Source organism: Scandinavium sp. (genome assembly GCF_036271055.1).
Lineage (GTDB): Bacteria > Pseudomonadota > Gammaproteobacteria > Enterobacterales > Enterobacteriaceae > Scandinavium.
In genome coordinates this window covers 84,854-100,316 of record NZ_DATBBJ010000066.1, presented here as the reverse complement: position 1 = coordinate 100,316, position 15,463 = coordinate 84,854, and the positions used below count along the sequence as shown (strand labels likewise).

At 52.8% G+C, this 15,463-nt stretch carries 17 protein-coding genes; 7 read left to right on the top strand and 10 right to left on the bottom strand.

All coding sequences use genetic code 11. From position 1 onward, the window contains the following. Positions 1–101 precede the first annotated feature (101 nt). Positions 102–1,475, bottom strand: a complete 1,374-nt coding sequence (mdtK, locus tag VH187_RS12110) for an MdtK family multidrug efflux MATE transporter (RefSeq protein WP_329701703.1) — start codon at positions 1,473–1,475, stop codon at positions 102–104. Positions 1,476–1,711: 236 nt separating this feature from the next. On the opposite strand from mdtK, the gene VH187_RS12105 reads away from it, so the two are divergent. Next, a complete protein-coding gene (locus VH187_RS12105) occupies positions 1,712–2,353 on the top strand; it encodes a riboflavin synthase subunit alpha (RefSeq protein ID WP_329701702.1) in 642 nt (213 codons plus the stop codon). 32 nt (positions 2,354–2,385) lie between these two features. Here VH187_RS12105 and cfa read toward each other — a convergent pair whose 3' ends face one another. Together cfa and punC are read right to left on the bottom strand one after the other, a co-directional pair. After that, positions 2,386–3,534, bottom strand: coding sequence for a cyclopropane fatty acyl phospholipid synthase (gene cfa / locus VH187_RS12100; RefSeq protein WP_329701701.1), 1,149 nt, complete (start codon positions 3,532–3,534; stop codon positions 2,386–2,388). A gap of 301 nt (positions 3,535–3,835) precedes the next feature. Beyond that, the gene (gene punC / locus VH187_RS12095; protein WP_329701700.1) at positions 3,836–5,029 is read right to left on the bottom strand and encodes a purine nucleoside transporter PunC; all 1,194 of its coding nucleotides are present in this window, start codon (positions 5,027–5,029) and stop codon (positions 3,836–3,838) included. Between the two features lie 113 nt (positions 5,030–5,142). Between punC and punR the strand changes: the two genes are divergently transcribed. Then, on the top strand, positions 5,143–6,054 hold the full coding sequence (punR, locus tag VH187_RS12090; RefSeq protein ID WP_329701699.1) for a DNA-binding transcriptional activator PunR: 912 nt from the start codon (positions 5,143–5,145) through the stop codon (positions 6,052–6,054). A 16-nt stretch (positions 6,055–6,070) separates the two neighbouring features. On the opposite strand, the gene purR is transcribed toward punR, so the two are convergent. Next, entirely contained in the window at positions 6,071–7,096 is a 1,026-nt protein-coding gene (purR, locus tag VH187_RS12085) for an HTH-type transcriptional repressor PurR (RefSeq protein WP_329701698.1), read from the bottom strand. Between the two features lie 293 nt (positions 7,097–7,389). Here purR and cydH point away from each other — a divergent pair, with 293 nt between their 5' ends. Together cydH and VH187_RS12075 are read left to right on the top strand one after the other, a co-directional pair. Continuing rightward, complete coding sequence (gene cydH, locus VH187_RS12080) at positions 7,390–7,479, top strand: cytochrome bd-I oxidase subunit CydH (protein WP_329701697.1); 90 nt, start codon at positions 7,390–7,392, stop codon at positions 7,477–7,479. A 171-nt stretch (positions 7,480–7,650) separates the two neighbouring features. Further along, entirely contained in the window at positions 7,651–8,817 is a 1,167-nt protein-coding gene (locus VH187_RS12075) for an MFS transporter (RefSeq protein WP_329701696.1), read from the top strand. A 34-nt stretch (positions 8,818–8,851) separates the two neighbouring features. Here the strand turns inward: VH187_RS12075 and sodB are convergent, their stop codons facing one another. Both sodB and VH187_RS12065 read right to left on the bottom strand, forming a co-directional pair. Continuing rightward, positions 8,852–9,433, bottom strand: a complete 582-nt coding sequence (sodB, locus tag VH187_RS12070; RefSeq protein ID WP_329701695.1) for a superoxide dismutase [Fe] — start codon at positions 9,431–9,433, stop codon at positions 8,852–8,854. A 120-nt stretch (positions 9,434–9,553) separates the two neighbouring features. Beyond that, the gene (locus VH187_RS12065; protein ID WP_329701694.1) at positions 9,554–10,363 is read right to left on the bottom strand and encodes a C40 family peptidase; all 810 of its coding nucleotides are present in this window, start codon (positions 10,361–10,363) and stop codon (positions 9,554–9,556) included. 339 nt (positions 10,364–10,702) lie between these two features. Here VH187_RS12065 and VH187_RS12060 point away from each other — a divergent pair, with 339 nt between their 5' ends. Beyond that, the gene (locus VH187_RS12060) at positions 10,703–11,050 is read left to right on the top strand and encodes a Grx4 family monothiol glutaredoxin (protein ID WP_329701693.1); all 348 of its coding nucleotides are present in this window, start codon (positions 10,703–10,705) and stop codon (positions 11,048–11,050) included. A gap of 43 nt (positions 11,051–11,093) precedes the next feature. Here the strand turns inward: VH187_RS12060 and rnt are convergent, their stop codons facing one another. The 4 genes from rnt to VH187_RS12040 form a co-directional block, all read right to left on the bottom strand. Beyond that, complete coding sequence (gene rnt, locus VH187_RS12055) at positions 11,094–11,744, bottom strand: ribonuclease T (RefSeq protein WP_329701692.1); 651 nt, start codon at positions 11,742–11,744, stop codon at positions 11,094–11,096. 122 nt (positions 11,745–11,866) lie between these two features. Continuing rightward, positions 11,867–12,274 (bottom strand): lactoylglutathione lyase, encoded by a 408-nt coding sequence (gloA, locus tag VH187_RS12050; RefSeq protein WP_329701691.1) that lies wholly within the window; start codon positions 12,272–12,274, stop codon positions 11,867–11,869. Between the two features lie 83 nt (positions 12,275–12,357). After that, positions 12,358–13,455, bottom strand: coding sequence for an alkene reductase (gene nemA, locus VH187_RS12045; RefSeq protein WP_329701690.1), 1,098 nt, complete (start codon positions 13,453–13,455; stop codon positions 12,358–12,360). Positions 13,456–13,508: 53 nt separating this feature from the next. Then, positions 13,509–14,108 (bottom strand): TetR/AcrR family transcriptional regulator, encoded by a 600-nt coding sequence (locus tag VH187_RS12040; RefSeq protein ID WP_329701689.1) that lies wholly within the window; start codon positions 14,106–14,108, stop codon positions 13,509–13,511. Positions 14,109–14,218: 110 nt separating this feature from the next. Here VH187_RS12040 and VH187_RS12035 point away from each other — a divergent pair, with 110 nt between their 5' ends. Together VH187_RS12035 and VH187_RS12030 are read left to right on the top strand one after the other, a co-directional pair. Continuing rightward, positions 14,219–14,458 (top strand): DUF1289 domain-containing protein, encoded by a 240-nt coding sequence (locus tag VH187_RS12035; protein ID WP_329701688.1) that lies wholly within the window; start codon positions 14,219–14,221, stop codon positions 14,456–14,458. Positions 14,459–14,506: 48 nt separating this feature from the next. Further along, on the top strand, positions 14,507–15,403 hold the full coding sequence (locus VH187_RS12030) for an aldo/keto reductase (protein ID WP_329701687.1): 897 nt from the start codon (positions 14,507–14,509) through the stop codon (positions 15,401–15,403). Positions 15,404–15,463: the final 60 nt, after the last annotated feature.

The window sequence follows — 15,463 nt, the reverse complement described above, 5'->3', positions numbered from 1 at the left end:
GGCAAGAGGCAATTGCCACTTTTCTTCCGGATTTCACGCGATTGCGGAACAACTGCGCAAACTGTTGAGAAAGCAGCCGCCTTGCAGCGACGGCTGAACCCTTAACGCGCCGCGCGAGCCAGGATAATTGCCGACGGCTGGCGTTGCAGGAAACGCATCCGCAGCATCATCAGAATGGCCGCTGAAGTCAGACCGATGATAAAGCCCATCCAGAAACCCGCCGGTCCCATACGCGGCACTACGGTGTCGGTTAATGCCAGGATGTAGCCGCTTGGCAAACCGAGCACCCAATAAGCGGTAAACGTAATAAAGAAAATGGAGCGAGTGTCTTTATACCCACGCAGGATCCCGCTGCCGATCACCTGAATGGAATCGGAAATCTGGTAGACCGCGGCCAACAGCATCAGCTGCGAGGCCAGCGTCACGACCTCAGGGTTATCGTTGTAGAGCAGTGCAATATGTTCCCTCAGCGTGACGGTGAAGATCGCCGTCATCACCGCCATACAGACACCCACGCCAAGCCCGGTGCGTGCGGCAGTTTGTGCATCAAGTGTTGAACCCTGACCCAAACGGAATCCAACGCGAATGGTCACCGCCGCTGCCAGCGACATCGGCAGAACAAACATCAGCGAGCTAAAGTTAAGGGCAATCTGATGCCCGGCGACGTCAATAATGCCCAACGGGGAAACCAACAGTGCAACGACCGCAAAGAGGGTTACTTCGAAAAACAGAGCCAGGGCGATAGGCAGACCCAACTGCACCAGACGCTTCATGATGGCGTAATCGGGCTTACCTAAGCCTTCATACGTGCGTATATCGCGCATTGAACGGGCACGCTTTACGTAGGAAATCATGGCGAAGAACATAACCCAATACACGGACGCCGTTGCTACGCCACAACCGACACCACCCAGTTCTGGCATGCCAAAGTGGCCGTAAATAAAGATGTAGTTGACCGGAATGTTTACCAGCAGGCCGATAAAACCCATCACCATGCCCGGTTTGGTTTTTGCCAGACCTTCACACTGATTACGACAGACCTGGAAGAACAGATAACCCGGAACGCCCCACAGTAGCGCACGCAGATAGCCGACGGCTTTATTCGCCAGTTCCGGGTCAATATTATGCATGGCGCGAATGATATAACCGGCATTCCAGAGCACAACCATCACCAGCAGGGAGACAAAACCTGCGAGCCAGAACCCCTGGCGAATCTGATGACCAATGCGATCACGACGACCTGAGCCGTTGAGTTGGGCGACGACCGGCGTCAGGGCCAGCAACAGGCCATGACCAAATAAAATAGCCGGGAGCCAGATAGAGGTGCCGATGGCAACGGCGGCCATGTCAGTGGCGCTGTAGCCACCCGCCATGACCGTATCGACGAAGCCCATCGCCGTTTGGGCCACCTGCGCAATGATGACCGGGATTGCCAGCGCAAGAAGCTGGCGCGCTTCAATGACGTACTTTTGCACGAGGAGATACCTTTATTGTTATTGTTGATAAGAGACTAAAAAAAGCCGCCGACACTGGCAGCAAGAAGAAAGAGCAGGGGAATTTTGCAATATATTGTAGCGAGTAATGGCTATTAAGCCAGCCAAAAAATGGCAGGGAGCACAGCCTGACTGGCAAGCCTTAATGGCAACTGATATTGTGCGGGGTATAAAAGACGGTGATGATTCCGTCCTCGTAAGATACAGGAGTTAATGGCATGTTTACTGGTATCGTTCAGGGCACCGCAAAAATTGTGTCCATCGATGAAAAACCTAATTTTCGTACTCATGTGGTTGAAATGCCGGCCCATATGCTTGACGGCATTGAAACCGGGGCCTCTGTTGCTCATAACGGTTGCTGCCTGACGGTGACTGAAATTAACGGCAACCACATCAGTTTTGATTTGATGAAAGAGACGTTGCGCATCACCAATCTGGGTGATCTGAACGTCGGCGATGTGGTTAACGTTGAACGTGCGGCACGCTTTAATGATGAGATTGGCGGTCATTTGATGTCCGGCCATATTATGACCACCGCCGAGGTGTCGAAAATCCTCACCTCTGAAAATAATCGCCAGATTTGGTTCAAGGTACAGGATCCGTCTTTGATGAAATACATCCTGTATAAAGGCTTTATTGGGATTGACGGAATAAGCCTGACAGTCGGCGAAGTGACACCCACGCGCTTCTGCGTTCATCTGATCCCGGAAACACTGGAGCGCACCACGCTTGGTAAGAAACGACTGGGCGAGAAGATTAATATCGAGATCGACCCACAGACTCAGGCTGTAGTGGATACGGTTGAGCGTGTGATGGCTGCGAAAGAAGCGGCGTCAAAAACATCCAGCGTGGAAGAATAAAACTCACCCCCGGCTTGCCGGGGGTTTTTGTATCAACGAGCGACGCGTAAACCGCCTTCAGCTCCTCGGGTGAATACCACTTGCCAGAGCTGAATATCCCGCGCGCGAAACGCACCTGCGCAGGCATTCAGATAATACGAGAACATTCGTTTGAAACGTTCTGAATAGTTATCCGCAATTTCAGGCCAGCTGTTCAGAAAACGAGAATGCCAGGCCATCAACGTTGTGTCGTAATCCGCCCCAAAATTGTGCCAGTCTTCCATAACAAAGTAAGGTTCACTGGCGTTAGCAATCTGGCGCACGGAGGGCAAACAGCCGTTCGGGAAGATATATTTATCTATCCACGGGTCGACATTATTATCCGTTTTCTTAGAACCGATTGTGTGCAGCAGGAAAAGACCGTCCGGTGTAAGATTTCGGTCCACAACGCTAAAATAGGTGGCGTAGTTTTTTGGCCCGACGTGTTCAAACATGCCGACAGAAACGATGCGATCGAACTGGTCCTGCAAATCTCGATAGTCCTGCAACAGGATTTGCACGTCCAGTCCTTCACTGCGAGCCTGCGCCATTTTCTGCTGTTCAGCAGAGATGGTGACGCCGACCACGCTCACACCGTAATTCTTAGCCATATAATAGGCCAGACCACCCCAACCACAGCCAATGTCTAAAACGCGCATGCCGGGTTGCAGTTGCAGCTTCTGACAAATCAAATCCAGTTTTGCTTCCTGCGCCTGTTCCAGAGTTTCTGCATCTTTCCAGTACGCGCAAGAATATTGCATAAACGGGTCGAGCATCCGGCTGAATAAATCGTTGCCTAAATCGTAATGCTCTTTGCCCACAATCCAGGCGCGTTTTTTACTTTGTAGATTAAGCAGGCGAGCGCCTGCGATACGCAACGTATCTTTAAGATGACGAGGAAGTTGTCTTTCAAGCCCGGCACGAAGCACTTGCTGAAAAAAGATATCCAGTCGGTCACATTCCCACCAGCCATCCATATAACTTTCGCCTAATCCCAGCGACCCTTCCTGTAAAACGCGTTTGAAGAAGAGGGGATTATTGATCCGAATGTCAGAGGGGGAAGAACCATTAACCCGGATGCTGGCACGACTCAACAGTTCGTTGACAATACGATACCAGTCATCATCAGGCACACTTACTTCTTCTATAAACGATGTACTCATAGCTTCTCCATCACGCGGCTTGTGATCAGAACCTTAAAACAGCGTAGACGCTTTTTGGGTTATGTGAGAACTCTCACGGAAGTTCCGTGAATCTGCTATCCGACGTAGAACAGAGGAAGGGAGATATCCCTTGCCGAAAGGCCTTCCATGGTAAATCGGGGGGAGATCCGTTCCCCCGTTAATTGCTAATATTTATCGTATTTATGTAACACCGAAATCAGTATAGGCCGCAAAAATCGGTGATTCAATAAAAAATTCTTAGCAACCTAATGGCTGAATTATCACATAGTCCCTGACGACACTATGCGTGTGATTCTTCTCCGCTGCTTTGGTTTTCATCACGTTGTGCAATGAGCTGCATCCGATAACCCCAACCGGCCAAAACAACCGTCGCCAGCATCACGCTGGTGGTGGTCAATAGCGGGGTGGCAATCAGCGTAGAAACAACAAGACTCGCCAGGAAACACAGGCCCAGTTGCAATGTATTCTGCAATGCCGCAGCACGTCCGGTTGCCTGTGGGAATGGACGCAGGGCCTGAGCGACGACGATTGGATAAATGGCCCCGTTTGCCATCGCCATCAAACAGAAGGGGATGAGCAGGGCGGTGAGCGAACTGCCAGCGGCCAGACCGACTGCAAATGTGCCACCGACGCTGACGGCGAACGCCACTAACAGCCACGGGAGCATTTGTTGCCCGTGCCATTTCTGCAGCGCCGCGCGACAGCCATAGCCACCGATCAGGAACGCGATAGTCTGCGGGACATAGCTCAGGCCAATTACCGTTGGGCCGTAACCCATGGCGTTGAGAATAAAGGGAGAGCCGGTGAGCCAGGCGAAGAAGCTGGCGGAGCAGGCCGCGTAAATAAGCACGTTACCGCGATAATCCCGCGAGCGCAGCAGAGTCATAAAAGTCAGCGGCTGTTCTTCTTTATGTACTTTCTGCACCGGTTTTTTCAGGCGCAGCGCGGGCAGCATCAATAACAATGTAATGCCAAACAGGGTAGCGAAAATGGCCTGCCATTCGAAGTGATGCAGGATCCAGCTGCCCAGCAACGGAGCCAGCGCCGGGGAAAGCCCCACCAGCGGCATGATGGTCGCAAAAATACGGTTAGTTCGTTGGGCCGGATAATAATCGGTGACCATCGCCTGCCAGGTGACGGCCGCAGCACAGACGCCGACGGCTTGCACGAAGCGCAGCACCAGAAGCCATGTCGCGTCACGAACCCACAGCATGCCGATACAGCCGATAGCGAAAATCGCCAGACCGGTCAGCAAAATCGGTTTGCGTCCGTAACGATCGGACAGCGGCCCCCACAACAACTGCGCGAAAGCGAAGCCTGCCAGGAACAGGCTCAGGCTGGCGCTGACCGCTGCGGCAGGCGTTTGTAAATCATTCTGGATCGCGGCAAAAGCGGGTAGATACATATCGGTTGCCAGAAAACCGAGTACGCTCAGGCCAGCCAGCCAACATAAAAATCCTTTACCAGGTTGCATGTTTATTCTCTTTATCGTTGCAGGGACAGATGGCAGCAGAGTGTAGGGAGTGCAACTTCGGTTGTGAAACGCTAATATTTGTCGGGTGAGTTCAAAAATTTTGCAGGCAGATTATGTGGTCCGAATATTCTCTGGAAGTGGTGGATGCGGTGGCTCGCAATGGCAGCTTTAGTTCGGCGGCGCAAGAGCTACACCGTGTGCCTTCTGCGGTCAGTTACACCGTGCGTCAGTTAGAGGAATGGCTGGCGGTTCCGCTGTTTGAACGCCGTCATCGCGATGTGGAATTGACGCCCGCAGGCGTCTGGTTTTTGAAGGAAGGGCGCTCTGTTATCAAAAAAATGCAGATCACCCGCCAGCAATGTCAGCAGATAGCCAATGGCTGGCGTGGTAGCCTGGCGATTGCCGTGGACAACATTGTTCGCCCGGAGCGTACCCGGCAAATGATTGTCGATTTCTATCGCCATTTTCAGGACGTCGAGCTGTGCGTTTTTCAGGAAGTGTTCAATGGTGTCTGGGATGCACTCTCTGATGGGCGTGTGGAGCTGGCGATCGGTGCTACTCAGGCGATCCCCGTAGGCGGACGTTATGCGTTTCGTGATATGGGCATGCTGAGCTGGAATTGTGTGGTGTCGAGTCAGCATCCGTTGGCGCAAATGGTTGGACCGTTGAGCGATGATGTGTTGCGCAACTGGCCGTCACTGGTGCGTGAAGACACCTCCCGCTCGTTACCGAAGCGTATTACCTGGCTGCTGGATAATCAAAAACGGATTGTGGTGCCAGACTGGGAATCTTCCGCGACCTGTCTTTCTGCGGGATTGTGTGCCGGAATGGTGCCGACGCATTTTGCGCGCCCATATATCGACAGCGGCGAGTGGGTCGCACTGGCGCTGGAAAACCCCTTCCCGGATGCGGCCTGTTGTCTGACATGGCAACAAAACGACATGTCCCCGGCACTAAGCTGGTTGTTGGAGTATCTGGGAGATAGCGAAACGCTGAACAAAGAATGGCTACAGGAGCCGGAATAACCGGCTCCTGAGGGGATTAACGGCGATAGTCGCGGAACGGACCGTCTGCAACAGAACGACGCTCAATCAGGCGCGGGTGCACTTCAATTGACTGTGATTCTTCGCGCTTGTTGACGATGCGGTCGAGCAGCATATCGAACGCCGCTTCACCGAGCGAATCTTTCGGCTGGTGAATAGTGGTCAGCGCCGGAGTAAAGAACCGCGCGTTGTGGACGTTATCGTAACCGATGACAGAAATATCCTGCGGCACGCGCAGACCCATTTCATCGGCCGCACACAATGCACCCATTGCCATGATGTCGCCACCACAGAAAACGGCGGTAGGACGGGGCTGTTGCGCAAGAATTTGCTGCATTGCGCGATAACCCGATTCCGGTTCAAAGTCACCTTGCACAATCCAGTTTTCTGGCACTTTGACCTGGGCTTCTTCCATCGCTTTCAGGAATCCCGCCAGGCGACCCGCGCCCGTGTTGCGCTCCATTGGGCCATGGATTGCGCCGATATCGCGATGACCACGCTCGATCAGATAACGACCCGCCATGTAACCCCCCTGGAAAGCGTTATCGTTCACAGAGTCGGTAAAATCAGCTTTCGATTCGCCCCAGTCCATAACCACCATCGGAATATGACGATACTCTTCGAGCATCTCAAGCACCGACTGTGGGTATTCGGAACACATGACCAGAAGGCCATCGACGCGCTTTTGCGCCATCATCGACAGATACGCACGCTGCTTCTCAAGATTGTTCCAGGCGTTCCCGAGGATCAGGGTGTAGCCTTTTTCGAAACAGTTTTTCTCAACAGCTTCAATGATTTCGGCAAAATAGGCCGCTTCACTGCTGGTGGCCAACAGGCCAATGGTTTTGGTGTGATTCACTTTCAGGCTGCGGGCCACGGCGCTCGGGGAATAGTGCAGTTCTTTGATGGCTGCCCATACCGCGTTGCGCGTCTCTTCTGCCACAAAACGTGTCTTGTTAATCACATGTGATACAGTTGTAGTGGAAACGTTTGCGCGCTTCGCTACATCTTTAATTGTTGCCATTCGTTCTCACTCCAGACCCTTTCCATACGCCTGATAACCGACACGAAAACGTTTGCCTTCACACACCCTGAGTGCAACTCATTTGAATTGCGGTACGCCGGGAAACAACACAAAACGACGGGAGGGGGTCAATGGCTGGTACGCTTTTAAATTAGCGTGGAATTTTGTCTGATTCCGAGGCAAAGGGAAAGAGAAAAATCGCTATCCACCGATAACCTGGAAGATTTTTGCGTATAATTGTGCAAAAATGAGCAAGCTCACTTTTGTTGTGGGGATTAAAAGGAGAAAAATTGATGAGTACCGACCTGAAGTTCTCGTTGATGACGACCGTGATTGCACTGGCACTGATTGTTTGCGCCGCACTGACCGCCGTCCTGCACTGATTTATCCGGAGGGAGAGCTCTCTTCCTCCGTCTCGACTCCCTTCTGAATTGTTATCAAATTCGCAAAAAACTTTTGCCATTCTGTTTACTTTTGTTTTTTTGTGATTAGTGTCATGCTTTTGACTTCTGCTTTCGCCTCCTCCTGCGCGGAGGATTTACCGGAGTCATTACATGAAAATCAATTTTCCCCTGCTTGCGTTGGCAATAGGGGCATTTGGCATAGGTACGACCGAATTTTCGCCGATGGGTTTGCTGCCCGTTATCGCTAAAGGCGTTGACGTGTCGATTCCCGTAGCGGGAATGTTGATCAGTGCATATGCCATTGGGGTGATGGTCGGCGCGCCGCTGATGACGTTGCTGCTTTCGCATCGTGCGCGTCGTAATGCACTGATTTTCCTGATGGCGATCTTTACCCTCGGTAACGTACTCTCGGCTATCGCGCCGGATTACACCACGCTGCTGCTCTCGCGCATTATCACCAGTCTTAACCACGGTGCTTTCTTTGGGCTTGGCTCTGTTGTGGCCGCAAGCGTGGTGCCGAAGCACAAGCAAGCGAGTGCCGTGGCGACCATGTTTATGGGGCTGACGATTGCCAACATCGGCGGTGTTCCTGCGGCCACATGGCTCGGTGAAACGATCGGCTGGCGGATGTCGTTCCTGGCGACGGCGGGTCTGGGGCTGATTGCGATGCTGAGTCTGTGGTTCTCGTTACCGAAAGGCAGCAGCGGTGAGCGTCCGGATGTGAAAAAAGAGCTGTCGGTGCTGGTGCGTCCACAGGTGCTCACGGCGCTGTTAACGACAGTGCTGGGCGCAGGGGCAATGTTCACGCTCTACACCTATATCTCGCCAGTGCTGCAAACCATCACGTCTGCGTCTCCGCTGTTCGTTACAGCAATGCTGGTACTGATAGGCGTGGGCTTCTCTATCGGTAACTATTTAGGCGGCAAATTTGCTGATCGCTCGGTGAGCGGCACGCTGAAAGGTTTCCTGTTGCTGTTGATCGTGATTATGGCGTCGATTCCGTGGCTTGCACAGAACGAAATAGGAGCAGCGGTCAGTATGGTTATCTGGGGCGCGGCAACCTTTGCGGTTGTGCCTCCGCTACAAATGCGCGTGATGCGGGTAGCACATGAAGCGCCGGGCTTGTCGTCATCGGTAAACATCGGGGCGTTTAACCTGGGCAATGCGCTGGGTGCGGCGGCAGGCGGAGCCGTTATTTCTGGTGGATTGGGTTACAGCTTTGTTCCGGTGATGGGGGCGATTATAGCCGGTATTGCTCTGCTGGTAGTGCTGTTCAGTGGCCGTCATCAGACGGAAGAAGTGTTGTCCAGCAACTGATAATACGCCCGACGGTGAGCCGTCGGGCAAGGCATTATGCCGCCAGATTCTTCGCGACAAATTCCCAGTTTACCAGCGCCCAGAAATGTTCGAGATAGTTCGGACGGGCGTTACGGTAGTCGATGTAGTACGCATGTTCCCACACGTCCACAGTCAGCAGCGGCTTAGCGTCGGTCGTCAGCGGCGTGCCCGCGTTAGACGTAGAAACGATAGCCAGTTTGCCGTCCGCTTTCTTCACAAGCCAGGTCCAGCCTGCGCCGAAGTTCTTGATAGCGGCATCGGTGAACTGCGCTTTAAACTCAGCAAAGCTGCCGAAATTGGCGTTAATCGCAGCAGCGACTTCGCCCGTTGGCTCGCCGCCAGCGTTTGGCGCCAGGCAGTGCCAGTAGAAGGTGTGGTTCCAGACCTGTGCGGCGTTGTTGAAGACGCCAGCCTCGGAAGTGCGAACGATCTCTTCCAGGGTTTTGCCTTCAAAAGCGGTGCCTTTGATCAGATTGTTGAGGTTGGTGACATATGCCTGGTGGTGTTTTCCGTAGTGATATTCCAGCGTTTCAGCAGAAATGTGTGGCGCCAGGGCGTCTTTTGCATACGGTAATGCAGGTAATTCGAATGACATTGCTTATTCTCCCTATTGTTTTAATACTCAATAACCTTGTATCGAGTAGGGGTAGGGTAGCAAATTAAAAGATGTGGCTAAAGAGGAACTTACCCTGTTGAGATAACGACAGGGCAGGGATCAGCGAATGGTTTTCGGCGTCATGACGCGACGTGCGCCCACATAGTGGTTCGCCCAATAATCTTCGCTCAGCGAGGTGATTTGAATATCACGGCCGCTGCGTGGGGACTGAATGAATTTGCCGTTACCGACGTACACGCCCACGTGGTCAGCAGTGCCACGACCACGAGTGCGGAAGAACACCAGGTCACCACTTTGCAGCTCGCCACGATCAACAGAGCGCGCATCGCGCAGGTGATACATTTCATTCGCCGTGCGCGGAATGCGGAATTTCACCAGATCTTTATACGCGTAATAAACCAGACCGCTACAATCGAAACCGGTACGCGGTGAGGTGCCACCCCAACGGTACGGTTTGCCAATCTGGCCCATCAATTTATTCATCGCCGTTTTTTGCGCTTTTTGCACACGTGCTTTGTGCGCATCCGCAATGGTCAATGGCTTTTCGCTAACGCATTTCTTCTTATGCCCTTTACGCACGCTGCATTTTTGCACCATTTTGGCTGAGGCTGATTTCAGCGCCGGGCTTTGCGTTTTGCGAATGGAAGCGGTTTTGCTGGCGGTAGTTTTTTTGGAGGATTTAGCGGCCGTTTTTTGTTTTACGGTACTGGTTTTCTTTTTGCTGGTATTTTTAGCGGTGGTCTTTGTCTTGCTGCCGGTCGTTTTCTTTTTACGGTCTGTTTTGGCCTGATGCGACTTTTGAGAGGCAGACGTACGCGCCTGCTCCGACGCATGGGACAAAGGTGTAATAGATAACGATGTAAACAGTAAAGCACAGAGCGTGATCGAAATTTTATTTATCCGCGCCACTGAGCGTTCCTCTGTTAGGCAGGCAAACAGTCATGCCTGGGTATGATTGACAAAGCGAATCGATTCTAATGCATAAAAACCGTAATTGTTAATAGACTTTTTGTATCTGATGCTCAGTTTCGTTAGCGACTGCAAATAAATGCGTCAACACAGACATAATGCGTTCGGAAAATGTTCAAGTTTCTGGGGCTCAGGCCGATAAGCACACATTTTTGAGGCATCTTCAAAAGGTCAGAGGTAAAATGTCTATGCGTGAAGAAAATGTTATTTTCTGACAGCCGTGGTTGGCGTTACACTTACTGACTACTGCCATAAAAAGAAGTTTAAGGAAGCAAGACAATGAGCACGACTCTTGAGAAAATCCAAACCCAAATCGCTGAAAACCCAATCCTCCTGTACATGAAGGGTTCCCCGAAGCTGCCAAGCTGCGGTTTCTCTGCTCAGGCGGTTCAGGCGCTTTCCGCCTGTGGCGAGCGCTTTGCTTACGTCGATATTCTGCAAAACCCGGATATCCGTGCTGAGTTACCGAAATACGCTAACTGGCCAACCTTCCCGCAGCTGTGGATTGACGGTGAGCTGGTAGGCGGCTGTGACATTCTGATTGAAATGTACCAGCGCGGTGAGTTGCAGACGCTGATCAAAGAGACTGCAGCGAAGTACAAAGACGACGAGCAGACTGCTGAGTAAGTCTTTGGCAGACAACAAAAAAGCGACCAAATGGTCGCTTTTTTTATGCTTCGTTTTCGGGGGGCGGCAACGGCCAGCCACCGAGGCGCTTCCAGCGGTTGACGATTTCGCAAAATAACTGTGCCGTCTGTTCAGTATCATAGAGTGCCGAGTGCGCCTGATTACCGTCGAACTCCATACCTGCCGCGAGACAGGCTTTTGACAGTACGGTTTGCCCTAAAGCCAGGCCACTGAGTGCTGCGGTATCGAAGGTGACGAAAGGGTGGAAAGGGTTGCGCTTTAACCCGGCACGTTCAGCGGCGACCATCATAAAGCTGTGATCGAAGGTCGCATTGTGCGCCACAATAATGGCGCGATTGCATTCCTGCTCCTTCATGCCTTTACGCACTTCTTTAAAGATGGCGTGCAGCGCGTCATATTCGCTGACTGCGCCACGCTCAGGATCGTTCGGATCGATACCGTTAAATGCCAACGCTTCCGGGACCAGATTAGCCCCTTCAAACGGTTCAACATGAAAATGCAGTGTGCTGTCCGGCATGATCCAGCCATCTTCGTCCATTTTTAACGTCACGGCAGCGACTTCCAGCAAGGCATCCGTTTTGGCGTTAAAGCCCGCGGTTTCTACATCAATCACTACAGGATAAAAACCACGGAAGCGGTCGCACAGTGCATTACGTTGAGCGTTGTCGGACATCAGGATCTCTTAGGCTTACAAAAAGTAGCGCGCATTATGGCAAATTTTGCCAGCGGTTGCAGCAGAAGCGGGCGCAAAAAAACGGGTGCCTTAGCACCCATTAACGCTTGAACTGACGTATGTCAGTCACCAAGACCTTTCCCGGCGTCTTTGGCTTCAATCAGTTCGATTTTATAGCCATCGGGATCTTCAACAAAAGCAATGACGGTAGTTCCGCCTTTGACAGGACCGGCTTCACGCGTGACGTTGCCGCCGTTTTTACGGATGCGCTCGCAGGCTTCTGCCGCGTTATCGACGCTAAGCGCGATATGACCGTAAGCGGTGCCCAGATCGTAGCTTTCGACGTCCCAGTTGTACGTCAGTTCGAGAACCGCTTCTTCGCTCTCAGGGCCGTAGCCGACGAAGGCGAGGGAGTATTTGTATTCCGGGTTTTCGCTGGTGCGCAGCAGTTTCATGCCCAGCACATTGGTGTAAAACTCGATGGAACGTTGCAAATTGCCAACACGCAGCATGGTGTGAAGTAGGCGCATTCTCTTCCCCTTAAAGTGTTGTTTGTAAAGCAGGACTGTCAGTATAGCGGCGGATGACCGCCGCTATCAATCTAAGAGGGGGGTTAAAGCGTAGGGTAATCGGTGTAGCCTTCAGCATCGCCGCCGTAGAAGCTTTCCGGACGTTGCGGGTTCAGTTCCGCTTTACGCTCCAGACGCGCAACCAGGTCTGGGTTCGCGATATATGCACGGCCAAATGCGACGGCATCAATCAGCCCTTTTTCAATCAGGTCTTCCGCTTTTTCCGGGGTATAAGCGCCCGCACCGATGATTGGGCCGTGGAAGCGCTCACGCACCTTGCGACGGAATTCCTCGGTATAAGGCTGACCACCGGCCCAGTCTGGCTCGGACATGTGCAGATAGGCGATCCCGCGTTTGCCTAGCTCTTCGATGAAGTACAGCGCATCGGCTTCTTCGTTCGGGCCGTTGTCGGTGTTCTGGAAAGAGCCGATAGGTGAGACGCGGATACCAATACGATCGGCGCTCCACTCTTTGCTGACGGCATCGACCACTTCCAGCACCAGACGGGTACGGTTTTCGACGCTACCGCCGTACTGGTCAGTACGCTGGTTTGCTGAAGGTGACAGGAACTGGTGCAGCAAATAACCGTGCGCCGAGTGCAGTTCAACCAGGTCGAAACCGGCTTCACGTGCATTGGCAACTGCCTGGCGGAAATCGTTCACGATGCCAGGGATTTCTTCGGTTTCCAGGGCACGCGGCAGGGATGTGTCTTCACGGGTCGCGTGACCGTTAGCATCACGCAGGGAAGTACGTGTGCCTGCGCTCAGCGCCGAAGGGGCAACCGGCGCCTGACCGCCAGGCTGGAGGCTGTTGTGAGAAATACGACCGGTGTGCCACAGCTGTACAGCCATATGACCGTTTTCAGCGTGAACGCCGTCGGTGATTTTTTTCCATGCGGCAACTTGTTCAGGGCTGTGCAGACCTGGCGCACCAGCATAGCCTTTCGCCTGAGCAGAAATCTGTGTCGCTTCGGAGATGATCAGGCCAGAGCTTGCGCGCTGACGGTAATATTCGCCCATCAGTGGTGTCGGGATATCGCCCGGCTCAATGCTACGCAGACGCGTCAGTGGGGCCATCAGTACGCGGTTTGGCAGCGTTACGGCGCCGACTTTCAGCGGGGTGAAGAGTTTATTCTGTGACATGGTGACTCCTGAATAGACCGGTCGTCTAGATTTTCGTGAAATAAAAACGCCTGTTACAAGCCAGGCGTGGCAATCATAGTCTTTGCATGTTCGAGCGCGCTTTCCAGCGGCGTCGCACTGCGTGAAATTTTGGCCTGAAGATTGGCCCCCAACCAGAGTGAATACAACACTTCGGCCTGGGTATGCGCATCACCGTGGAAGGTGAGACTCTTTTCTTTGCGTCCTTCTTCAAGCGCATGGGTCAGTAAAACAATAATCTGACTGGCCCCTTTGTTCATTTCCGTACGCATGACTTCCGAGAGGTCACAGACCTCTGCGGAGAGTTTTACCGTCAGACAGCCGCTGATAATGCCCTGTTGGCAAAACTGGTTCAGCGTTTGCTGATAATACGCCAACAAGCGGTCGCGATAGTTACCGCTGCCATGGGCAAAATGATCTGACAGACGCAGGTTATAGTCTGCGTAGTGGCGTTCCAGCATCGCGACACCGAACGCTTCTTTAGAGCGGAAATAGTGATAAAACGACCCCTTCGGCACTTCCGCCGTTTTCAGCAGTTCGCTCAGTCCCATTCCGGTAAAGCCGCGGTGCATACACAAGCGCTCGCCGGTAGCGAGGATATGTTCGCGGGTGTCGTGTTCAGTGTGTCTGTTCATGGGGCTCAATGTAGTAGACCGATTGGTCTAATGCAAGCAAAAAAAAGCGAGAGGTTGCAGGATACGAATTAACAGGCTTCAATGAGAAGAAGCACATAACAGGGGGCGGTGTGGCAGAACAACTGGAGTTTTTCCCGGTACAAAGCCCGTGCCGGGGCATTTGTCAGTCCGATGAACGCGGTTATTGCCGTGGCTGTATGCGCAGCCGCGATGAGCGTTTCAACTGGCAAAATTTTAATGATGCGCAAAAGCAGGAAGTGATACGTCTCTGCCGCCAACGTCTGCTGCGCAAAATCCGCGCAAACAAACCCGCTTTACCTGAAGAACCTGATCAGCCTTCACTGTTTTGACCTTAAATGTGCGTATACTCGATGAAATTTTCTGTTGAGGAAGCACCTATGGTTCAGCGTATTACCCTCGCGCCAAATGGCCCGGAATTCTCCCGCTTTGTGATGGGCTATTGGCGTCTGATGGACTGGAACATGTCCCCGCAGCAGCTGGTCAGCTTTATTGAAGAGCATCTTGACCTCGGCATTACCACCGTTGATCACGCCGATATCTACGGCGGCTACCTGTGCGAAGCTGCTTTTGGCGAAGCGATGAAACTGGCCCCGCATCTGCGTTCGCGGATGGAAGTGGTCAGCAAGTGCGGCATTGCCACCACCGCGCGTGCAGAGAACGCCATTGGTCATTACATCACGGATAAAGACCACATCATCCGCAGTGCCGAGCAGTCGCTGACGAATCTGGCGATCGACAATCTGGATTTACTGCTGATCCACCGTCCTGATCCTTTGATGGATGCGGACGAAGTGGCTGAAGCGTTCACCGAGTTGCATCAAAGCGGCAAAGTGCGTCACTTTGGTGTGTCGAACTTTACGCCAGCACAGTTTTCTCTGTTGCAGTCACGTCTGCCGTTTACGCTGGCGACAAACCAGGTTGAGCTTTCTCCAGTGCATCAGCCGCTGTTGCTGGATGGTACGCTCGATCAGCTGCAGCAGCTACGCGTGCGCCCGATGGCGTGGTCTTGCCTCGGTGGCGGCAGTCTCTTCAACGACGAGAAATTCCAGCCGCTGCGCGACGAACTGGCGCAGGTGGCGAAAGAACTGAATGCAGAAAGCATTGAACAGGTGGTTTACGCCTGGGTGATGCGTCTGCCATCACAGCCGTTGCCAATCATTGGTTCTGGCAAAATTGAACGTGTGCGTTCTGCGATTGCTGCTGAAAATCTCGACATGACCCGCCAGCAGTGGTTCCGCATTCGTAAGGCCGCGCTCGGATACGACGTGCCTTAATCCCGTTTTGCGCTCGCGTTCCGTCCAAAAAAGTGTTCCTGGTTTAGACTTATCAGGGAC